The following is a 20,586-nucleotide window of genomic DNA, read 5'->3' as shown; positions in this document are numbered from 1 at the left end:
CCGACGGATTTCAAGAGCCACCTATGCCCCACCCGCGTCCCTACAAAGTTGCACTCAACGGTTATGGCCGCATCGGCCGCTGTGTCCTGCGCGCGTTGTTCGAGCGGGGGGCGAAGGCCGGTTTCGAGATTGTTGCGTTGAACGACCTGGCCGATCAGGCCAGCCTCGAGTACCTGACACGCTTCGACTCCACCCACGGGCGTTTCCCTGGGGAAGTGAGGGTCGACGGCGACTGTCTGCATATTAACGGCGACTGCGTGAAGGTGATGCGCAGCGCCACCCCGGAAGGCATCGACTGGGCCGCCCTGGACATCGACCTGGTGCTGGAGTGCTCCGGCGCCTACAACACCCGCGCCGATGGCCAGCGTTTTCTTGATGCCGGCGCGCCACGGGTGCTGTTCTCGCAGCCCATGGCCAGCGAGGCGGACGTGGACGCCACGGTGGTGTACGGCATCAACCAGGCATGCCTGACGGGCAACGAGCGCCTGGTGTCCAACGCGTCTTGCACCACCAACTGCGGCGTGCCGCTGTTGCGCGTGCTGGACCAGGCGTTCGGCATCGAATACGTGCAGATCACCACCATCCACTCGGCGATGAACGACCAGCCGGTGATCGACGCTTATCACCACGAAGACCTGCGCCGTACGCGCTCTGCGTTCCAGTCGGTGATCCCGGTGTCCACGGGCCTTGCGCGCGGCATCGAGCGGCTGCTGCCGGAACTTGCCGGGCGAATTCAGGCCAAAGCGGTACGCGTGCCGACCGTCAACGTCTCATGCCTGGACATCACGCTGCAGACCGCCCGCGACACCAGCGCCGCCGAGGTCAACCGGGTGCTGCGCGAGGCAGCGCTGGAGGGCCCGCTCAAAGGATTGCTGGCCTATACCGAGCTGCCCCACGCCAGCTGTGATTTCAACCACGACCCGCATTCGGCGATCGTCGATGCCAGCCAGACCCGTGTTTCCGGCCCCCGCCTGGTAAACCTGCTGGCTTGGTTCGACAACGAATGGGGGTTCGCCAACCGTATGCTCGACGTTGCCGAACACTATCTGCACGTCGTTCAACCAACCCGCAACAAACAGCCCTGAAGGACTGCATTCATGACCGTGTTGAAGATGACCGACCTCGACCTGCAAGGTAAACGCGTACTGATCCGCGAAGACCTCAACGTGCCTGTGAAGGACGGTGTGGTAGCCAGCGACGCGCGTATCCTGGCAGCGCTGCCGACCATCAAGCTGGCCCTGGAAAAGGGCGCGGCGGTAATGGTCTGCTCGCACCTGGGCCGCCCGACCGAAGGTGAATTCTCTGCCGAGAACAGCCTCAAGCCGGTCGCCGACTACTTGAGCAAAGCCCTGGGCCGTGACGTGCCGCTGATCGCCGACTACCTGGAAGGTGTCGAGGTCAAGGCCGGTGACCTGGTGCTGTTCGAGAACGTGCGCTTCAACAAGGGCGAGAAAAAGAACGCCGACGAGCTGGCGCAGAAATACGCTGCCCTGTGCGACGTGTTCGTGATGGACGCGTTCGGCACTGCCCACCGCGCCGAAGGTTCGACCCATGGCGTGGCCAAGTTCGCCAAAGTCGCCGCTGCCGGCCCACTGCTGGCCGCCGAGCTGGATGCCCTGGGCAAGGCGCTGAAAGCCCCGGCCAAGCCAATGGCGGCCATCGTCGCTGGCTCCAAGGTGTCGACCAAACTCGACGTGCTGAACAGCCTGAGCACCGTTTGCGACCTGCTGATCGTCGGTGGTGGCATCGCCAACACCTTCCTGGCGGCTGCTGGCCACCCCGTCGGCAAGTCGCTGTACGAGCCTGACCTGGTCGACACCGCCAAGGCCATCGCTGCCAAGGTCAACGTACCGCTGCCGGTCGACGTGGTGGTTGCCAAGGAATTCGCCGAAAGCGCCGAAGCGACCGTCAAGGCCATTGCCGACGTTGCCGCTGACGACATGATCCTGGACATCGGCCCGCAAACCGCTGCCAACTTCGCCGAGCTGCTGAAGTCGTCGCAGACCATTCTGTGGAATGGCCCAGTTGGCGTGTTCGAGTTCGACCAGTTCGGCAACGGCACCAAAGTGCTGGCCAAAGCCATCGCCGAAAGCGCCGCGTTCTCCATCGCGGGCGGTGGTGACACCCTGGCGGCGATCGACAAATATGGCGTTGGCGCCGATATCTCCTACATTTCTACCGGTGGTGGCGCGTTCCTCGAGTTCGTCGAGGGCAAGGTCCTGCCGGCTGTGGCAATCCTGGAAGAGCGGGCCAAGGCCTGATGACGTTGGCGCTTGGCAAAGGGAGCGACCTGATGGTCAAGCAATTGCCTGTGATGATTCTGGCCGGGATGCTGAGCGCGTGCTCCAGCAGCCCGTCTTCGGATGAAGCCGCGTCGCGGTCGCCCAAGGGCGGCTGCTACCAGTCCGAGTGGCAGGCTGAGACCGTACCGGTCATCAACAAGCGCCTGGGTCCGGATGGCCTGGAAAAGTATGACGAAGACCACCAGCACAAGGCGCCCGGTTGCCCTTGATCGGGTTCTCGGGCACCTAAGCTGGGTTTGAAGGTCTTCAACACTGGGGCCGCTGTGCGGCCCATCGCCGGCAAGCCAGCCCCCACAGGCCTTGCACATGCCCTTAGGGGGGTGCGGTACCTGTGGGAGCCGGCTTGCCGGCGATGGGCTGCAAAGCAGCCCTTAGCGGAGTAATGAGATGAAAGCGCTTATGGCCATCGCGGCCCTGGCGACACTGGCAGGATGCTCACTGCTGCAGCCGGCGCAACCCGCCCCGGCAGACAACTGGACCCGTTGGGTCTGTGACACCCAGACTGAAGTGCTGTGGCGCTTCGCGGATGCACAACAAGATTCGGTCGACGTACGCCTTGGCGGCGGCGACCAGGTCTACCGGCTCAAATCCGAGCCGAGCGCGTCGGGCGCGATGTACAGCGATGGCGTGCTGGCCTTCCACACCAAAGGCGAAGAAGGCCTGGTGTACTGGGTGGCAACCAACGATCTGATAGGGCGGGGCTGCAAGGCACCGTGACTGGCCGGGCCGCCCAGGTGGCCCACACTACTTGAACAGCAACCGCCCCTGCGGCAGGCTTGCACGAAACAAACGACGCTTGTCGGGAGAGAGATACACAATGGCACTCATTAGCATGCGCCAGATGCTGGACCACGCCGCCGAGTTCGGTTACGGCGTTCCAGCTTTCAACGTCAACAACCTCGAGCAAATGCGCGCAATCATGGAAGCCGCCGACAAGACCGACTCTCCGGTCATCGTGCAGGCTTCGGCAGGTGCCCGTAAATACGCCGGTGCGCCCTTCCTGCGCCACCTGATCCTGGCCGCGATCGAAGAGTTTCCGCACATCCCGGTGTGCATGCACCAGGACCACGGCACCAGCCCTGACGTGTGCCAGCGCTCGATCCAGCTGGGCTTCAGCTCGGTCATGATGGACGGCTCGCTGGGTGAAGACGGCAAAACCCCAACCGACTACGAGTACAACGTCCGCGTTACTCAGCAGACCGTTGCCATGGCGCACGCCTGCGGCGTTTCGGTAGAAGGCGAGCTGGGCTGCCTGGGTTCGCTGGAAACCGGCATGGCCGGTGAAGAAGACGGTATTGGCGCTGAAGGCGTGCTGGATCACAGCCAGATGCTGACCGACCCTGAAGAAGCCGCCGACTTCGTCAAGAAGACCCAGGTCGACGCCCTGGCCATCGCCATCGGCACCAGCCACGGCGCCTACAAGTTCACCAAGCCACCGACCGGTGACGTGCTGGCGATCGACCGTATCAAGGAAATCCACAAGCGCATCCCTAACACCCACCTGGTGATGCACGGTTCCTCTTCGGTACCGCAAGAGTGGCTGGCGATCATCAACCAGTACGGCGGCGACATCAAAGAAACCTACGGCGTACCGGTTGAAGAAATCGTCGAAGGCATCAAGCACGGCGTGCGCAAGGTCAACATAGACACCGACCTGCGCCTGGCCTCCACCGGTGCCATGCGTCGCCTGATGGCCCAGAACCCAAGCGAGTTCGACCCGCGCAAGTTCTTCGGTGAAACCGTCAAAGCCATGCGTGACGTGTGCATCGCCCGTTACGAAGCGTTCGGCACCGCCGGCAATGCCTCCAAGATCAAGCCGATCTCCTTGGAAGGCATGTTCCAGCGTTACCTGAAAGGTGAATTGGCCGCCAAGGTCAATTGATTCGCTGGTAGTACTGAAAAACCCGCAGAGATGCGGGTTTTTTTATGCCTGCGATAACCCGTATTCACGGCAGAGCAACCGTTAGTCGGCTACCGTACAGTTTATGCACTGATAGCGTTCTGATTGCATTGCGAGTTACAGGCCCGGGTCTAGAGTACTTATCGGATCCAATCGTGATTTGAAGTCGGTCACACAATAGAGAAGCAGCATGGATGGCGCTCACCTTCAACCACAGCCACGGGATGGTGGCAGCTCGGTTCTACTGGTGGTAGATGATTACCCCGAGAACCTCATCAGTATGCGGGCCTTGCTGGCCCGGCAGGATTGGCAAGTATTGACCGCAAGTTCGGGGGTGGAAGCCCTGAGTGCTTTGCTCGAACATGACGTCGACCTGGTCTTGCTGGATGTACACATGCCGGAAATGGACGGTTTCGAAGTCGCCCGGCTGATGCGCGGCAGCCAGCGCACGCGGCTGACCCCGATCATCTTCCTTACCGCTAACGAACAGTCCGAGGCCGCTGTGCTGAAGGGGTACGCCAGTGGCGCGGTGGACTACATGTTCAAGCCGTTCGACCCGCAGATTCTCAAGCCCAAGGTCCAGGCCCTGCTCGATCAGCAACGCAACCGGCGCATGTTGCAGCAACTGACCCGCGAGCTGGAAACAGCCAGGGCGTTCAACGCTTCGATTCTGGAAAACGCCGCCGAAGGGATTCTGGTGGTGAATGCCGCCGGCACCATCAGTTTCGCCAACCCAGCCATTTCACGCTTGCTGGCAGCGCCAGTGGAGCAGTTGCAGGGCGCCCAGTTGCTTGACCTGGTGCAAATGGCCAACGCCAACCTGTGGAGCGAGTCGGATTTCTACCAGGCCTACTTGGGGCGGCAGATCTTCCGCGTGCACGATGCCCAGTTACGCACCCTGGGTGGCGAGTTGGTACCGGTCGCGCTGTCGTGTGCCCCCTTGCCGGCCGATCAGCAGGCGATGGTGGTGACGGTGCTGGACATGTCGGTGGTGCGCAACCTCCACCAACAGCTCGAGTACCAAGCGGTAACCGACCCGCTGACCGGCCTGCTCAACCGCCGCGGTTTCTACCAGGCCGCCGAGGGCGTGCTGCTGCGCAACGAGCGCTCGGACAAGGCGCAGGCGCTGATGTACATGGACCTGGATGGCTTCAAGCGGATCAACGACTCGTTGGGCCATGAAGCGGGTGATCGCGTGCTGCGCTGGGTCGCCGAGCAAATCAAGGACTGCCTGGGCAGCGAAGCACTGCTGGCACGGATGGGCGGTGATGAGTTCACGGCGTTGTTCGATAGCTTGCCTTACCCCGAGCAGGCCGGGCGTTACGCCGAGCGCTTGCTTGAGCGCATCGCCATCAGCCAGCAGGTGGAAGGGCTGGATGTGTGTCTTGGGGTCAGCATCGGCATTGCCACGTACCCCGACTGCGGCGCCACCGTCGAGGGCCTGCTGCGCGCAGCCGATGCGGCGATGTACGCGGCCAAGCAGGCTGGCCGCCAGCAATACCGCTTCTATGACCACGAGCTCAATGGCCGCGCACGTTCACGGTTAATGCTTGAAGACGGTGTACGGGCAGCGATCGAACAGCAGGACTTTAGCCTGGTGTATCAACCCCAGGTGGGCTTCGCCGATGGCCACTTGCGCGGTTTCGAGGCGTTGTTGCGCTGGCAGCACCCCAGCGTTGGCGATGTGCCGCCGGGGCTGTTCATCCCCCTGCTGGAAGAGGCCCGGCTGATCAACCGCCTGGCCAGCTGGATCTACCGTCAGGGGGCAGCGCAGCGCCAGGCCTGGTGCGATCTTTTCCCTCGCGACCTGGTGCTGGGTATCAGCCTGAGCCGTGCCCAGTTCGTCATGCCGGGCCTGGTCGAGGAGCTGCAGCGGGTGATCCTGGACTATCAACTTGACCCCGCGCAGCTTGAAGTCGAGGTCGCGGAGACGTCGCTGATGTACAACATCGACGCGGCGGTGAAGCAGATACACCGCCTGCGTGAGCTGGGCGTGCGGGTGGCGCTGGATGATTTTGGCGCAGGTGACTGCTCGTTGCGCATGCTGCGGGATTTACCGATCGATACCCTGAAGTTGGACCGCCACCTGGTGGCACGCCTGCCGGACTCAGCCCTGGACGCCGCGCTGGTGCGTAGCGTGGTGAGCCTGTGCGCCGACTACCGCATCACAGTGATCGCCGAAGGTGTGGAAACCCCGGCCCAGGCTGCGTGGCTGAAGGCAAACGGTTGCGCCTACGTGCAGGGTTTTCTGGTGGCGCACCCCATGACCGCAGCGGATGCCAGCGGCTTCCCGGCGATTTTCTCCTGGCCTCGGCCATGATTGGCTAGAATCGCCCTTCGTCACGCCGAATGCACTGCCATGACCGTATTACGTTACCTGCAAGCCTACCCGCCGCACCTGCAAGAGCAGGTGCGGCAGATGATCGACAGCGACCGCCTGGGCGAGTACCTGCAGCGTCGTTACCCCGACCGCCATGACGTGCAGAGCGACAAGGCGCTGTACGGTTATGCCCAGGCGTTGCGGCAGCAGTACCTGCGCAGTGCGCCCAACCTGGACAAGGTGCTGTTCGACAACCGCCTGGACCTGACCCACCGAGCGTTGGGGCTGAACACGGCGGTATCCCGGGTGCAGGGTGGCAATCTCAAGGCGAAGAAGGAAATCCGCATCGCCGCTTTGTTCAAGGAGGCCGCGCCGCAGTTTTTGCGCATGATCGTGGTGCACGAGTTGGCGCACCTGCGTGAGCGCGACCATAACAAGGCGTTTTACCAGCTCTGTCAGCACATGGAGCCGGACTACCATCAACTTGAATTCGACCTGCGCGTCTACCTGACCTATCGGGAGCTGCCGGGCAACTGTTAAGGACCATGCAGCATGGAAGTGAGCAAGACCAAGAGCAGCTTCTACCGCCGCCTGTACGTGGCCTGGCTGATCGACAGCCAGACCGCGACCAGCGTGCCGGCGCTGATGGAGGCCACCGGCATGCCACGCCGCACGGCCCAGGACACCATCGCCGCCCTGGCCGACCTGGACATCGTCTGTGAGTTCGAGCAGCAGGAAGGCGCGCGCAATCATGCCGGGCATTATCGCATTCATGACTGGGGCGCGATCGACAAGCAGTGGATCATTCGGCATTTGCGCCAGATCCGCGAAGTGTTGCGGTATCCCTGACCTGCTCTAAAGTCGTCCTGTGGAGATTGCCCAGCTTCTTGGCGTTGCGCTGCCGCGCAGAGACCAATGGTCATTGTGGGAGCGGGCTTGTCCCGCGAATGGGGGTACGCGGTGCATGGCACCGGCTTCGCCGGTGTTCGCGGGGCAAGCCCGCTCCCACAGCGCCCCGGGCCTTCTCAGCCTTTACGCATACCAATATGCGGAATGTCATCCTCAAGGTATTCCTCACCCACCGCTTCAAACCCATGCCCTGCATAAAAACCTTGCAGATGCGCCTGCGCCGACAGGTACACCGGCGTACCCGGCCAGCAATGCTCGGCCGCCTCCAGCCCTTTGAGCAGCAACGCATGCCCCAGCTTGAGCCCGCGCGCCGCAGGTGACGTGACCACGCGGCCGATGACCACATCGCCCCCTTGGGATTGCGGGTCGAGCAGGCGCAGGTAAGCCACCAGCTTGTCGTCTTGCCAGGCCATCAGGTGCAGGGTGTCGCCGGTCAGGTCCTGGCCATCGACTTCCTGGTAGCTGCAGCGTTGTTCGACCACGAACACTTCAGTGCGCAACTGCAGGATGGCATAGAGCTGCTCCTTGCCGAGATCAGTGTGGTGCTTGCAAAGCCAGTCAATGGACATGGGCAGGAACTCCTTGAATGATCCGTCGATCATCGCAAATCCCAAGGCTACCGACGAGTGGCTGATTGCTGCAGGCGGTGTCATGCAGCCTTCGGCCAAAATAGAGGCAAAATGACACTATTGTCCGCTGCCTTCGGCCGCAGCTTTGTGTACGCTCAGCGGCAGTTGTGGTGCAGACCGCCTACACAGTGTGTGCCCTCCATTGCGAAAGGACTTGAGCATGCGGCCACTGCTTTGTGTTCTGGGGTTGCTGGCAGTGATGCTGGCCTCGCCCGCCCAGGGTTACGGCAAGCTGCGGCTTGTGGCGGACAACTGGCCACCGTTTACCGACACCAGCATGCCCGGCGGCGGTTTGGCGACCAGCATCGTCACCACGGCGCTGGCCCGGGCCGGATACACCAGTGCGTTCGAAGAAGTGCCCTGGGCACGGGCCTTGATGGGCGTCGGCGAAGGGCGTTACGACGTGTTGATCAATGCCTGGCGCAACGACGCGCGTGCGCGCATCGGCCAGTTTTCCGACGCCTACCTGACTAACCGCATCCGCTTGCTCAAGCGCAAGGGTGAGGCGTTTGACTATCAGCATGCTGCCGATTTGTACCCCTACAGCATTGCCGTGGTGCGTGACTATGCCTACTCGCCCGATTTCGACGGCGACACCCGCTTGCACAAAGTGCCTGTGCGCAATTTCTCGTCAGCCGTGCGCATGTTGGCGGCAGGCCGGGTGAACCTGGCGGTAGAAGATGAATACGTGGCCCGTTACAACCTGCAGCGCGAACCGCAGGCGGTGCGTGATGGTGTGGAACTGATCGACCCGCCACTGGCGCAGAACAGCCTGCATATTCTGGTCAGCCTGAAACACCCGCAACACCAGCAGATTGTCGAACGGTTCGAACAGGCGATTGCGGCGATGAAAGCTGATGGCAGTTATGCGCGCTTGTTACGCCAGCATGGCTTTTGACCTCTAATGCCCGTGCTGGCCTCTTCGCGGGTAAACCCGCTCCCACACAAGCGATACCCATTTCCTGTGGGAGCGGGTTTACCCGCGAAGAGGCCGCCACAGGCCACATAGCATTTAGGCCGGCGCGCTTTCCTTGACCAGGTGCGCTGCCAGCGTGCGCAATGGCCCCAACTGCCTGCAAATCAGTGCCAGCTGGGTCTGCACCAACCGCTGGTGCTCATCCAGCTCTTCTGGCATCTGCTCCAGGTCGTTGGCCAGCGCTTCTTCGGCATCACTGTGGATCGCCACCGGTAGCCGCGCCGCCAGGCCATTGGCGATTTCATCCAGGCTGTTGGCCAGGCTTTGCCCCGCGCCCTCGATCAACAGCTCTTGCACCTCCGCCGGCAAGGCGGTGTCGCGGTGCGCGCCAAGCCCGGAGAGGTAGCTGAGCAGCGTGTGCGACAACACCAGGAAACGGAAGCCAACGTCCGCTTCCTTGCGGAAGTGCCCCGGTTCCATGAGCATGTTGGCCAGCGTGGTCGACAGCGCCGCATCGGCGTTGTGGGCATTGCGGCGGGCCAGGCGGTAGGCGAGGTCGTCGCGTTTGCCGTGGGCATACTGCTGCATGATCTGGCGCAGGTACACGCTGGCGCAGGCCAAGGTGTTGGCCAGCGCCTTGTTCAAGCGCCGGCCTTGCCAGTCGGGCAGGAACAGGAACACCGCCAGAATGGCGATCAGGCTGCCCACCAGGGTATCGAACAGGCGCGGCAGGAACAGGCCGTAGCCGTCGCCGATCTGGTTGAAGCAGAACAGCACCATCAAGGTGATCGCTGCGGTTGCCAAGGTGTACCGGGTGGTGCGGTTGACGAAGAACACCACCCCGGCGACCACAGCGAACATCGACTGGATGATCGGGCTGGGGAACAGGTCGAACAGGGCCCAGCCAACCGTCAAACCGATGGCCGTGCCGAACACCCGCTGCACCAGCTTGCGCCGGGTCGCGCCGTAGTTGGGCTGGCAGACGAACAGCGTGGTGAGGATGATCCAGTAGCCCTGGGTCGGGTGAATCAAATGCACCATGCCGTAGCCGATCGACAGTGCCAGCGACAAGCGCAGAGCGTGGCGGAACAGCAGCGAGGTCGGCGTGAGCTGGGTGCGCAGGCGGCTCAACACATCCTTCAGCGAGCGTGGCGAACGGTCGAGCAGGCTGCTGTCACTGGCATCGGCCAGGCTGTCCGGGTTGCTGGCGGCGCCCAGCAGGCGGTCGAGGGTGGCAAGGTTGGCGGCCAGTGCCCGCAACGACCGCAGCAGGCTACGCCAGGCCGGGTTGTTCTGGTTGCGCAAGTGCTCCAGAGAGGCGTTGAGGTCTTCCAGGGTGTCGGCAAACCGGCTGTCGAGCACGAACGGCTGGCGCAAGCGGATCGAGCGTGCCAGGTCTTGGCAGGCGGAGCCTTGATGGCGCAGCAGGCGCTGGCAGCGGAACATCACGTCGCTGTGGAAGAACGCTTCGGCCAGGGCGTTGTACGGGTAATGCGAGGCGCTGACGCGCTCGTGAATATCCTGGGCCAGAAAGTACAGTTTCAGGTAACGGCTGACCTTGGAATTTGGCTGGCTGTTGCCGACCCGGTGCAGGATGATTTCCTTGGCAGCGTTGAGCGCCGCGACCACCTTGCCGTTCTGCTGGGCCAACTCCAGGCGGCGGGCCTCCAGGTCGAGGTTGCGGATGGGTTCAAACAGGTTGGCCTTCAGCTTGAGGTAGCGCCCCAGCTCGAAAAACAGTTTGGCCAGGCTTTGCTGCACCGGCTGATTGGAGAACAACGCTTGCCACAGCACCGACAGCAGGCCGTACCAGGCTGCGCCCGCCACCAGCAGCATTGGCTCGTGCCAGAAGTCATTCACCTGGCCGCCGCGTTGGTCCACGCCGATCATGGTGTACACCGATAAAATCAGCGTGGCTGAAGCGATCGCACCATAGCGCTCGCCCAGTGCACCGAGCATGGTCAGGCCGAAGGCCGCCAGGGCCAGGGCGCCGGCGAAGATCCAGGGGTAGGGGAACAGTAACTCGACTGACAGCGCGGCGATGGCAAAACACACCAGGGTTACCGCCAGCGCGCTGAGCCGGCCTTGCCAGCTGTCGTCGGTTTCGGCCAGGGCACTGGCGATGATGCCCAGGAACAAGGGGATCAGCAGGGCCATTTCATCCTGGTACCAACACAAGGCCATGCTGCCGGTGAGGGCGACCGTAACCCTGATGCTGTAGCTGAACTTGTCTTGGCCCCACAGGCGACGCAGTGACTGACGGAACGAGCTCGATGACATGATGGCCTTGGGCTGTGATCGAATGAATACAGTGCCGCACGGACCAGCAAGAAGCGTTCCGTGCTGCTGAATGGATTCTACTCTACACGAACTGCGCCGCAGCGTTAGCCGATGCCCATGCCCACTGGAAATTGAAACCGCCCAGGTGGCCGGTGACATCCAGCACCTCGCCAATGAAGTACAGCCCCGGGGCTTTGAGCGACTCCATGGTCTTGGACGACACCTCGCGGGTGTCCACGCCGCCCAGCGTCACTTCGGCGGTGCGATAGCCCTCGGTGCCAGCCGGTACCACTTGCCAGGCTGCCAGTTTTTCGGCGATCTGGGCCAGTTCTGCCGGGGTGTACTGCTTCATCGGCTTCGATTCGAACCACTGCTCGGCCAACAGGTTGGCCAGCTTGCGGGTGAACACCTCGCCAAGCACCGTCTTCAGTTCTGCGTTGGCGCGCTCAGCCTGCTGCTGTTGCAGCCAGGTCAGTGCATCGCGGTCCGGCAGCAGGTTGATCTCCACCGTGTCGCCGGCCTCCCAGAACGAGGAGATCTGCAGAATCGCCGGGCCGCTCAGGCCGCGGTGGGTAAACAGCAGGTTCTCGCGGAAGCTGGTGCCGTTGCAGCTGGCCGTGCAGTCCAGCGAGGTGCCCGACAGTTCAGTGCACAGTGCCTTGAGTTGGGGCTCGGTGATGGTGAAGGGCACCAGCCCGGCGCGGGTCGGCAGCAGGGTGTGGCCGAACTGGCGCGCCACCTGGTAGCCGAAACCGGTAGCACCCAGGGTCGGGATCGACAGGCCGCCGGTGGCGATCACCAGCGACTGGCAGGCGAACTGCCCGGCACTGGTTTGCAGCAGGTAGCCGTTTTCGGTTTTCTCGATGTGCGAGATGCTGGTGTCCATGCGCAACTCGGCACCGGCCTCGTCGCACTCGGCCAGGAGCATGTTGAGGATGTCGCTGGCCTTGTTGTCGCAGAACAGCTGCCCGAGCTTCTTCTCGTGATACGGCACGCCATGCTTGGCCACCAGCTCGATGAAGTCCCACTGGGTGTAGCGGGCCAGCGCCGACTTGCAGAAGTGCGCGTTGTGCGAAAGGAAGTTGGCAGGCTCGGTGTACATGTTGGTGAAGTTGCAGCGCCCGCCGCCGGACATGAGGATTTTCTTGCCTGGCTTGTTGGCGTGGTCCAGCAGCAGTACCCGGCGGCCACGGCGGGCGCTGAGCTGGGCGCACATCAGGCCGGCGGCGCCGGCGCCGAGGATGATCACGTCGGTGGTGTGCACGGGTTACCTCTTGAAGATTGCTGGGGCTGCCTTGCAGCCCTTTCGCGACACAAGGCCGCTCCTACAGGGGATCGCGTAACCCGTGTAGGAGCGACCTTGTGTCGCGAAAGGGCCGCAAAGCGGCCCCAAAAGTTTTTTAAATGATGCGGACTTTCAGGGCCCGGCCTTTGATCTTGCCGCTGTTCAGGCGCTGCATCGCCTGCTTGGCCAGTGCCCGTTCCACTGCCACGAAGGCCTGGAAATCGAAGATGGCGATCTTGCCCACCTGCTTGCCCGGGATGCCGGCATCGCCGGTCAATGCGCCGAGGATGTCACCCGGGCGCAGTTTGTCCTTGCGCCCGGCAGCGATGCACAAGGTGCTCATCACCGGCAGCAGCGGCTCGCCGCCTTTATTTTTCAGGCTGTCCAGCTGGTCCCAGCGCAGCGGGCTCTTCTGCAGCGCTTCGATGGCCTGGGCGCGGTGGCCTTCGGCCGGGGCCACCAGGCTGACCGCAACGCCCTTCTCGCCGGCACGGCCGGTACGGCCGACACGGTGCACGTGGATCTCGGCGTCACGCGCCAGCTCGACGTTGAGCACCATGTCCAGGCCGTCGATGTCCAGGCCGCGCGCGGCCACGTCGGTCGCCACCAGCACCGAGCTGCTGCGGTTGGCGAACATGGCCAGCACTTGGTCGCGGTCGCGCTGTTCGAGGTCACCGTGCAGGGCCTGGGCGACGATGCCTTTGGCCGTGAGGTGGGCGACCACGTCTTCGCACTGCTGCTTGGTGAAGCAGAACGCCACGCACGATTGCGGGCGATAGTGGCCGAGCACGCGGGTCACCGCTTCGAGGCGCTGTTGCGCGTCGATTTCGATGAAGCGCTGTTCGATCTGGTTGTCGGTGTGCAGGCTTTCGACCTTGACCTGCTGCGGGTTGCGCATGAAGTCTGCGGCAAGCTGCTTGATGCCGGACGGGTAGGTGGCCGAGAACAGCAGGGTCTGGCGGCGGGCCGGAGTCTTGCCGATGATGCTGGCGATGGCGTCGAAAAAGCCCATGTCGAGCATGCGGTCGGCTTCGTCGAGGATCAGCGTGTTGAGCCCGTCGAGTACCAGGGTGCCTTTATCCAGGTGCTGCTGGATGCGCCCCGGGGTGCCGACGATGATGTGCGCACCGTGCTCCAGCGACGCGATCTGCGGGCCGAGCGAAACGCCGCCGCAGAGGGTCAGGATCTTGATGTTGTCTTCGGCGCGCGCCAGCCGGCGCAACTCTTTGGCGACCTGGTCGGCGAGCTCGCGGGTCGGGCACAGGACCAGCGCCTGGCAACCGAAATAGCGCGGGTTGATCGGGTTCAGCAGGCCGATGCCGAACGCAGCGGTCTTGCCGCTGCCGGTCTTGGCCTGGGCGATCAGGTCCTGGCCCTTGAGGATGACCGGCAGGCTCTGGGCCTGGATCGGCGTCATCGAGGCATAGCCGAGGGCGTCCAGGTTGGCCAGCATGGCGGCGGACAGCGGCAGGGTGGCAAAGGCGGTGGATTCGGTGGTCACGAGGCGGGCCTGTGTGGCGAAGCGAAAAATGCCGCACAGTCTACCAGCCTCATGGCCATTCGCCCTACGACTCCATGTGTTGTTCCGGACGACGGGCACGCCTTCCGTCTGTCGGCGCCAGTTGCAGGAAGATGGCTGCGGCCAGCATGGCCATGATGCCGATGGTCACGAAGGTCAGCTGGAAGGCGCCCAAGGTGCTTTCCACCCCCTCGGCGCTGCCGGCCGCCGTGAAGCCGCCCAGCAATGCACCCGCGCAGGCCACACCCAGGCTCAGCGCCAGTTGCGCGACCACCGACAGCAGGCTGTTGCCGCTGCTGGCGCTGGCATCGTCGAGGTCGATCAGGGTCACCGTGTTCATGGCCGTGAACTGCATGGAGTTCACGGCGCCGAGCAGGCCCAGTTGTATCAGCAGCACGGCGTAGGGCGTCTGCTCGTCGACCAGGCCGAGGCTGGCCAGCAGCAGGCCCAGCAGCAGGGTATTGCCGGTGAGGATGATGCGGTAGCCGAAGCGCTCGATCAGCGGCCGGGCGATGGACTTGGCCAGCATCGCCGCTGCAGCCAGCGGAATCATGCTCATGCCTGCCTGGGCTGGCGAATAGCCCAGTGCCACCTGCAGCAGCAAGGGCACGAGGAAGGGCAGGGCGCCGCTGCCCAGGCGCGCGAACAGGTTGCCGAGGATGCCGATGGCAAAGGTGCGCACGCGGAACAGGCTGGGCGAGAACAGCGGCTCGGGATCGCGCCCGGCCCGCAGCCAGTAGGCGGCCAGGCAGGCCATGCCAGCGAACAGCAGCAACATCACCCGCAAGTGCGGCAAGTGCAACTCGCCCAAGCCTTCCATGGCGATGGTGATCAGCACCATCGCCGCGCCGAACAAGAGGAAGCCCGGGCCATCGAAGCTGGTGCGCTCTGCGCCGCGCAGGTCAGGGATGAACTTCCACACGGCATAACAGCCGATGGCACCGACCGGCAGGTTGAGCAGGAAGATCCAGTGCCAGCTGAGGATTTCCACCAGCCAGCCACCGACCGTTGGGCCGAGCAGGGGGCCGAGCAGGCCGGGGATGGTGATGAAGCTCATGATCCGCACCAGCTCGGTGCGGGGGTAGGCGCGCAGTACCACCAGCCGGCCGACCGGCAGCATTAATGCGCCGCCCAGGCCTTGAACGACTCGGGCCATGATCAGAAAACCGAGGCTGTCGGCGGCGGCGCATAGCAGTGAGCCGAAGCTGAACAACAGGATCGCGCTGAAGAAGATGTGCTTGGTACCGAAGCGGTCGGCGAGCCAGCCGGAGGCGGGGATCAGCAAGGCTACGGTGAGCATGTAGGCGATGATCACGCCTTGCATGCGCAGCGGGTCCTCTTCCAGCGAGCGCGCCATGGCCGGCAGCGCGGTGTTGAGAATGGTGCCGTCCAGGGACTGCATGAAGAAAGCGATGGCCACGACCCAGGGGATCCAGCGGGCGGTGACGGGGTCCAGCGGTGCACGATCAGGCATGACGTCCTCTTTTGTCTGTGCCGGCCTCTTCGCGGGGCAAGCCCGCTCCCATAGGATCTCCACTGCCCTCGAATGGGGTGACATCGCTGTGGGAGCGGGCTTGCCCCGCGAAAGGGCCGGTAATGCCTATCACAATGTCAGGGTCAGGCCTTTGACCAGCGCCCCTGGCAAATGACTCGACCCAGTACTGCGCTGTCCATAGGTACTGGTAGACAAGATCATCTCGCGCTCGCGCGTCAGGTCCTCCAGCTGGCTGCCCAGCAAACTGTACAGGCTGTCATCGAAGCGCATGGTGCTTACCGGCCCCTGAATCTGGCCATTCTCCACCCAGAAGGTGGCAAAACGGGTCAGGCCGGTCATGCGTGCTGCTGGCAGGTCCGAGTAGTTCAGGTACCACAAGTTGCTGATATACAGCCCGGTGCCCAGCCGTTCGAGGATTGTTTCACTGGCCAGGTTGCCCGCCGCGAGGCTCAAGGCGCAGGGCGACTCGTAGCTGTCGGCACCATTCGCCACCAGCGCGAACTCGGCCGCACTGCGTGCGCTGATCAAGCGCTGCACGGCTTGGCCTTGCTGGATCAGCGGCACATCGAGGCGGGGTGACCCCTCATCCGAAAACGCCGGGCTCAGCGAACCGCTGACTTGCTCGTCGAAGCTGACCAGCGGGCTCAGCTGCGCATCGCCGTTATACAGGCGCTGCAGGGCGCTGTTGCCAGTGGCCAGGGCCTGCGCAGAAAACCCGCCCCAGCACAGCATGCCGGCGATCTCGTCCATGGCCGCTGGCGCCAGGTAGGCGCGGTAACTGCCTGGTTTCAAGGTGATGGCAGGGCGGCCCAGGAACGCCAGTTGCTCGCGGGCCAGGCGCAGGCGCGCGACGAACTCGTCAGCGCTCCAGGCCTGCCCGGCATAGTTGGCTTTCACGGCCTGGCCGTTGCTGTGGAACAGGCTCCAGTCCATGTTGAAACTGTTGGCCTGGTGCCAGCCAAAGGCCCCGAACGAGCTGGCGAAGCCGCGACAAATCGGCCCGGCGGCGTAGATGCCGACCAGGTCCTGGTCGCCGGCTTCCTGTTCGATCAAGGCCAGCACTTCATCCAGTTCCGGCAGCGTGTGGTCTTGCTGGCTGTGGCTGTTCCACGGGGTTTCGTCCAGGCGCAGGTAGGGGTCGACGGCCAGCAGGGGCAGGGTCTGGCGCAGTTGGCCTAGGGCATCGGCCAGGCGCGCGCGGTCCAGCACGGCATCATCGCCCAGGGTGATCAACTGCTCGGCCTGGCGGCCATCACAGATCAGGCGCAGTTGCACACTGGCCTGGCTCACCTCGCCGGCCTGGCGCACCTTGGCATGGTTGAAGCGCACGAACTGTGACTGCTCGGCGCTGTAGCCAAAGGTGAACTGTTCGCCCGGCTGCAGGGCATCGCGCAGGGCGCCAAGCAGGCTTTCGAAACGGTGTTGGGGTGTGGCGCTCATCAGGCGTCGCCTCCGAAGACATCGATCTGGCTGAACACGCAGGCCGGCGAAGCATGGCCGACCCGCACCACCTGGTTGGGCTCGCCTTTGCCGCAATTGGGCGTACCGAGCACCTGGAAGGTGCTGGCGTCGCCGACGGCGGACAAGTTGCGCCAGAACTGCGCCGAGATGCCGCGGTAGTTGGGGTTCTTGACGATGCCCTTGAGCTCGCCGTTTTCGATCAGTTGGCCCCACTCGCAGCCGAACTGGAACTTGTTGCGGGCATCGTCGATGGACCAGGACCGGTTGGTGCGCATCAGGATGCCGTGCTCGATGCCCTTGACCAGTTGCGCCAGCGAGCGGTCGCCCGGCTCGATGTTGAGGTTGGCCATGCGGTCGATCGGTGCGCGGTTCCAGCCACAGGCACGGCTGTTGGCCACGCCGTCCAGGCCGGAGCGGAACTGCGAAAGGGCGCCGCCCAACGGGCGCAGTAGCACGCCATCGCGGATCAGGAACTGCTTGCTGGCCTGGGTGCCGTCATCGTCGTAGCTGTAGCTGGCGAGTTCTTCGCCGATGGTCGGGTCGAAGGTCACGTTGAGCAGCTTCGAGCCGTATTGCAGGTGGCCGAAGTCACTGGCGTTGACGAAACTGGTGCCGGCGTAGTTGCGCTCGTCGCCGAGAATGCGGTCCATCTCCAGCGGGTGGCCGATGGACTCGTGAATCTGCAGCATCATCTGGTCGGGCATCAGCAGCAGGTCACGCGGGCCGCTGGGCGTATTGGGTGCCAGCAGCAGTTGCAGCGCCTCGTCGGCGACCCGGCGGGCGGCGCCGACCAGGCCACAGCGCTCGATGACCTCGAAGCCCCCCTGCTGGCCAAAGTTGTCCCGGCCCAGGCTGCGGCTCTGGCTGTCTTGGCCGTCGCTGGCCGTCACGCTCAGGCCTGGGAACAGGAAGCGCTGGGCGTGGCGCAGTTCGGCGCCGGCGGAGTTGAGGTAGGTTTGTTCGACCAGGGTGATGTCCAGGCCGGCCTGCCAATCCACCAGGCGGCTGTCCTGGGGCACGCTGGCCGACTCGGCGGCAAGCAGGCCCAGGCAATCGGCGAGGTTGGGCAGTGGCTGGTCGAAGTTGGGCGAGACATGGTCGTGGCGTGCGCTGGTCACCGTTTGGTCGCGCAGGTCCAGCAGGCTATGCCTGGCGATCTGCCGGGCCAGCGCTTCGGCGCGTTCGAGCGCCTGCTGCAAGCCTTGTTGGGACAGGTCGGCGGTGGCCGCATAGGCCTCAACGCCGTTGACCCGCACGGTGAGCATGGCGCCCTCGTCCTGGCTGAAGAAGGGCGGCTCGGCCACATTGCGACGCACAGACAATGCCTGGTACGACTGCTTCACATGACGCAGGGAAAACAACTCGGCCGTGCTGCGCAGCCCAGCAAAGCGCTGGCGCAACAGGGCGCTGGAATCAAACATGCGGGAACCTCCGAGTCAGTGGTGGCTCCCCCTAGAACCACGCCACTCGCATGCCTAGGCCTGTATCGTCACGGGCCACGAGCAATGCCAGCTCATTATGGCAGCCAGGTACTTCCCTGGTCAGGAAATAACGCGGGCCGTTCAACCACCGCCCTCCCAGCAATGGGGCGGCGTTGTTACGCCCACTTTCTGGATGGCGGCCTTCAACATAGCATTCAGATGCGCTGCGACATGGTGCGAGGTGTCCGTTAGCAAGTAGACGTGGTGCTTTTCGAGGTCGGGCAAGCCCAGCCCTTCCACGTACGCGAGTGAGGTATCCGTGCTATCCAGCCCTTCGACAATGCCCACGGCCAGGCCACTTCTCATGCAGGCCAGTACCGCGTGCCAGTTGGCGCTTTCCAACAGCACACGGTACGCAATGCCGTGGGCTTTCAGAGCCTGCAACGCCGCCTCCCGGTACGGGCAACCCTTCAACTGCAGTGCCAGCGGCAAGGGGCGACTGGGGTCATGGCTGAATCCAGGCGCTGCGGCCCAGCGCGGCTGAGTCGAGCGAAGCCACTCGCCTTGCTGCCAGCCGTCACTGCTGACCGCCACTGCCAGGTCCAGCCGCTGTCGCGCAAACAGGTCGATGAGCTCTGCGCTGGATCGCGCTACAGCCTCCAACTCCAGCTTCGGGTTATTGGCGACGAACACCGGCAGAAAGTCGCTCATGAGGTTGGCGGCATAACCGTCGGGTACGCCTATGCGCACCTTGCCGGTCATCTGCTGTGGCGACAGCGTGGCCAGTAGCCTGTCGTGAGCCATCAAGAAACGTGTCGCTTCGCCCATCAGCTGACGGCCCGCAGGGGTTAGCTCCACCGACTGGTTACTGCGTGTGAACAATTGTTGCCCGATCTTTCCCTCCAGCTTCTGAATCTGCGTCGTCACCGCCGATGGGCTGCGGTGGACGTAGTCGGCCGCCGCCTTGAAACGGCCTAGCCGGGCCACTGCCTGGAAGGTTCTCAGTACATCGATGTCGAGGCCTTTGCCCATGGAGCCACCTGATTTGGTCGGATCGAACCAGCGCTTCGATTTAATCAACTGTACAGCCTTTATACCCACTCTTACTGTGGGGTCGAAGCCCGCATGCCCCCTGAATTGCAATGGAATGATACGGATGAGCCTGAATGACTTCGTGGTAGATGCACTCGTGCGCAACCCCGCTTACCAGCACGCACGACTATGGACTGTCGAGAACCACGAGAAGTACTCGACATTGGCCCAGCCTGAGCTGGGACCTGAAAGCGACCACCGTTTCAACCACGAGATATTTCTGCTTATGCGCGCCTTGAATGAGCAAGGCGTAGGTCAGAGCGGGCTCTGTGCTGATGCAGAGGGGCAGGGGGCGCTCAAGGCCGTCATCGGGGACGTTGCCGAGCGGTTGGCAGCACTGAGTAGTGGGCGCCGTGTGCACTATGTGGAGCTGGGCCCGGAGCCGATCAAGAGCGCCTGCTTGCTGAAGCGAATGGTCGAGACGTCCAGCTCCATCCGCTACACCGCCATCGATATCAACCAGACTTCAGAAGCCGCGATGAGCGATGCCGTGGGGCCCATCGTGCGCGAGGATGGCAGTTTCAATTACATCGCCGCTGATTACCGCACCGTAACCCATGAGGATTTGCGTCACGATCAGGAGCTCACTCTCATCACCCTGCTTGGTTTTCAGGAGGGTAACGAGCTGCCAGTGAGCACTGGGCGGCTGATTCGTAGCCTTGCAGGTAACACCACCTACATCCTTTCGGAAATGCAGGTCTACGACGAAGGCCTGGAAAGTACCATCCTCAAGTTCTACGCCAACCCCTGCATGCTCCAGTTCTCCCAAATGGTCGCGCTTCAACAAGGCTTCATCCCCTCGGGCGAGCATGAAGCCATGCTCGTACCGCTACGCATTCAGGATGACCCCATCCATGTCGCGGTAACCCTGCAACCTGTGCAGCGTCTGCAGCAACGTGGGTACCTGCTGACCAACATCTGCCTCAAGTACACGCCCGAACAGTTCCGTCGCATCAGGGCCCGGCATTGCAACTGCAGTGTGGTGGACGAGTTCGCCAGCGGTGATGGCTCGGTGCGCTATCAGATCGCCAAGTACCTTCAGTAGTGACTCTACGG

The 20,586-nt window shown here is 63.3% G+C and carries 18 protein-coding genes and 1 pseudogene; 10 read left to right on the top strand and 9 right to left on the bottom strand.

From position 1 onward, the window contains the following. Positions 1-23: 23 nt before the first annotated feature. From epd to HU764_RS23575, 8 genes are all read left to right on the top strand, one after another. Positions 24-1,085, top strand: coding sequence for an erythrose-4-phosphate dehydrogenase (gene epd / locus HU764_RS23610; RefSeq protein ID WP_186677283.1), 1,062 nt, complete (start codon positions 24-26; stop codon positions 1,083-1,085). Between the two features lie 12 nt (positions 1,086-1,097). Continuing rightward, on the top strand, positions 1,098-2,261 hold the full coding sequence (locus tag HU764_RS23605) for a phosphoglycerate kinase (RefSeq protein ID WP_027592464.1): 1,164 nt from the start codon (positions 1,098-1,100) through the stop codon (positions 2,259-2,261). Further along, positions 2,261-2,512 (top strand): hypothetical protein, encoded by a 252-nt coding sequence (locus HU764_RS23600; protein WP_099430618.1) that lies wholly within the window; start codon positions 2,261-2,263, stop codon positions 2,510-2,512. Before HU764_RS23605 ends, HU764_RS23600 begins: the two co-directional genes overlap by 1 nt. A 178-nt stretch (positions 2,513-2,690) precedes the next feature. Next, positions 2,691-3,020, top strand: a complete 330-nt coding sequence (locus HU764_RS23595; RefSeq protein WP_027592466.1) for an MliC family protein — start codon at positions 2,691-2,693, stop codon at positions 3,018-3,020. A 100-nt stretch (positions 3,021-3,120) separates the two neighbouring features. After that, positions 3,121-4,185, top strand: a complete 1,065-nt coding sequence (gene fba / locus HU764_RS23590; RefSeq protein ID WP_008093958.1) for a class II fructose-bisphosphate aldolase — start codon at positions 3,121-3,123, stop codon at positions 4,183-4,185. Between the two features lie 208 nt (positions 4,186-4,393). Continuing rightward, positions 4,394-6,523 (top strand): putative bifunctional diguanylate cyclase/phosphodiesterase, encoded by a 2,130-nt coding sequence (locus HU764_RS23585; protein ID WP_186702418.1) that lies wholly within the window; start codon positions 4,394-4,396, stop codon positions 6,521-6,523. A gap of 39 nt (positions 6,524-6,562) precedes the next feature. Further along, on the top strand, positions 6,563-7,063 hold the full coding sequence (locus HU764_RS23580; protein ID WP_186677289.1) for a M48 metallopeptidase family protein: 501 nt from the start codon (positions 6,563-6,565) through the stop codon (positions 7,061-7,063). 12 nt (positions 7,064-7,075) lie between these two features. After that, complete coding sequence (locus HU764_RS23575) at positions 7,076-7,372, top strand: winged helix-turn-helix domain-containing protein (RefSeq protein ID WP_186702417.1); 297 nt, start codon at positions 7,076-7,078, stop codon at positions 7,370-7,372. Between the two features lie 176 nt (positions 7,373-7,548). Here the strand turns inward: HU764_RS23575 and HU764_RS23570 are convergent, their stop codons facing one another. Next, positions 7,549-8,001, bottom strand: a complete 453-nt coding sequence (locus tag HU764_RS23570) for a GNAT family N-acetyltransferase (protein WP_186677292.1) — start codon at positions 7,999-8,001, stop codon at positions 7,549-7,551. A gap of 220 nt (positions 8,002-8,221) precedes the next feature. Here HU764_RS23570 and HU764_RS23565 point away from each other — a divergent pair, with 220 nt between their 5' ends. Then, entirely contained in the window at positions 8,222-8,959 is a 738-nt protein-coding gene (locus HU764_RS23565; RefSeq protein WP_085272282.1) for a substrate-binding periplasmic protein, read from the top strand. A gap of 114 nt (positions 8,960-9,073) precedes the next feature. On the opposite strand, the gene yccS is transcribed toward HU764_RS23565, so the two are convergent. From yccS to HU764_RS23530, 8 genes and pseudogenes are all read right to left on the bottom strand, one after another. Beyond that, on the bottom strand, positions 9,074-11,257 hold the full coding sequence (gene yccS / locus HU764_RS23560) for a YccS family putative transporter (protein ID WP_099455528.1): 2,184 nt from the start codon (positions 11,255-11,257) through the stop codon (positions 9,074-9,076). 82 nt (positions 11,258-11,339) lie between these two features. Further along, complete coding sequence (locus HU764_RS23555) at positions 11,340-12,521, bottom strand: BaiN/RdsA family NAD(P)/FAD-dependent oxidoreductase (protein WP_099455527.1); 1,182 nt, start codon at positions 12,519-12,521, stop codon at positions 11,340-11,342. Positions 12,522-12,657: 136 nt separating this feature from the next. After that, positions 12,658-13,995 (bottom strand): ATP-dependent RNA helicase DbpA, encoded by a 1,338-nt coding sequence (gene dbpA, locus HU764_RS23550; RefSeq protein ID WP_238348789.1) that lies wholly within the window; start codon positions 13,993-13,995, stop codon positions 12,658-12,660. A 112-nt stretch (positions 13,996-14,107) separates the two neighbouring features. Beyond that, positions 14,108-15,535, bottom strand: a complete 1,428-nt coding sequence (gene mdtD, locus HU764_RS23545; RefSeq protein ID WP_099455526.1) for a multidrug transporter subunit MdtD — start codon at positions 15,533-15,535, stop codon at positions 14,108-14,110. A gap of 129 nt (positions 15,536-15,664) precedes the next feature. Continuing rightward, complete coding sequence (locus tag HU764_RS23540) at positions 15,665-16,996, bottom strand: TldD/PmbA family protein (protein ID WP_186702416.1); 1,332 nt, start codon at positions 16,994-16,996, stop codon at positions 15,665-15,667. Continuing rightward, the gene (locus tag HU764_RS23535) at positions 16,996-18,438 is read right to left on the bottom strand and encodes a TldD/PmbA family protein (RefSeq protein ID WP_186702415.1); all 1,443 of its coding nucleotides are present in this window, start codon (positions 18,436-18,438) and stop codon (positions 16,996-16,998) included. Before HU764_RS23535 ends, HU764_RS23540 begins: the two co-directional genes overlap by 1 nt. 31 nt (positions 18,439-18,469) lie before the next feature. Then, a pseudogene (locus tag HU764_RS28210) lies at positions 18,470-18,583 on the bottom strand (hypothetical protein); the annotation flags it as partial. Beyond that, positions 18,580-19,470 carry a LysR family transcriptional regulator gene (locus HU764_RS23530; RefSeq protein WP_186702414.1) on the bottom strand — a complete coding sequence of 297 codons (891 nt, stop codon included), beginning with the start codon at positions 19,468-19,470 and terminating at the stop codon, positions 18,580-18,582. The gene HU764_RS23530 and the pseudogene HU764_RS28210, both read right to left, overlap by 4 nt. 124 nt (positions 19,471-19,594) lie before the next feature. Here HU764_RS23530 and HU764_RS23525 point away from each other — a divergent pair, with 124 nt between their 5' ends. Then, entirely contained in the window at positions 19,595-20,575 is a 981-nt protein-coding gene (locus HU764_RS23525) for a hypothetical protein (protein WP_186702413.1), read from the top strand. Positions 20,576-20,586: the final 11 nt, after the last annotated feature.

The sequence above is a fragment of the Pseudomonas kermanshahensis genome, assembly GCF_014269205.2.
Classification (GTDB): domain Bacteria; phylum Pseudomonadota; class Gammaproteobacteria; order Pseudomonadales; family Pseudomonadaceae; genus Aquipseudomonas; species Aquipseudomonas kermanshahensis.
This window is presented reverse-complemented; position numbering and strand designations above follow the sequence as displayed.

Coding starts and splice junctions, on each gene's coding strand:
- HU764_RS23580 (WP_186677289.1), top strand. CDS start 6,563: ATGACCGTATTACGTTACCTGCAAGCCTACCCGCCGCACCTGCAAGAG.
- HU764_RS23535 (WP_186702415.1), bottom strand. CDS start 18,438: ATGTTTGATTCCAGCGCCCTGTTGCGCCAGCGCTTTGCTGGGCTGCGC.
- HU764_RS23525 (WP_186702413.1), top strand. CDS start 19,595: ATGAGCCTGAATGACTTCGTGGTAGATGCACTCGTGCGCAACCCCGCT.
- HU764_RS23570 (WP_186677292.1), bottom strand. CDS start 8,001: ATGTCCATTGACTGGCTTTGCAAGCACCACACTGATCTCGGCAAGGAG.
- HU764_RS23600 (WP_099430618.1), top strand. CDS start 2,261: ATGACGTTGGCGCTTGGCAAAGGGAGCGACCTGATGGTCAAGCAATTG.
- HU764_RS23540 (WP_186702416.1), bottom strand. CDS start 16,996: ATGAGCGCCACACCCCAACACCGTTTCGAAAGCCTGCTTGGCGCCCTG.
- fba (WP_008093958.1), top strand. CDS start 3,121: ATGGCACTCATTAGCATGCGCCAGATGCTGGACCACGCCGCCGAGTTC.
- HU764_RS23530 (WP_186702414.1), bottom strand. CDS start 19,470: ATGGGCAAAGGCCTCGACATCGATGTACTGAGAACCTTCCAGGCAGTG.
- mdtD (WP_099455526.1), bottom strand. CDS start 15,535: ATGCCTGATCGTGCACCGCTGGACCCCGTCACCGCCCGCTGGATCCCC.
- HU764_RS23585 (WP_186702418.1), top strand. CDS start 4,394: ATGGATGGCGCTCACCTTCAACCACAGCCACGGGATGGTGGCAGCTCG.
- HU764_RS23605 (WP_027592464.1), top strand. CDS start 1,098: ATGACCGTGTTGAAGATGACCGACCTCGACCTGCAAGGTAAACGCGTA.
- epd (WP_186677283.1), top strand. CDS start 24: ATGCCCCACCCGCGTCCCTACAAAGTTGCACTCAACGGTTATGGCCGC.
- HU764_RS23565 (WP_085272282.1), top strand. CDS start 8,222: ATGCGGCCACTGCTTTGTGTTCTGGGGTTGCTGGCAGTGATGCTGGCC.
- dbpA (WP_238348789.1), bottom strand. CDS start 13,995: ATGCTGGCCAACCTGGACGCCCTCGGCTATGCCTCGATGACGCCGATC.
- HU764_RS23595 (WP_027592466.1), top strand. CDS start 2,691: ATGAAAGCGCTTATGGCCATCGCGGCCCTGGCGACACTGGCAGGATGC.
- yccS (WP_099455528.1), bottom strand. CDS start 11,257: ATGTCATCGAGCTCGTTCCGTCAGTCACTGCGTCGCCTGTGGGGCCAA.
- HU764_RS23575 (WP_186702417.1), top strand. CDS start 7,076: ATGGAAGTGAGCAAGACCAAGAGCAGCTTCTACCGCCGCCTGTACGTG.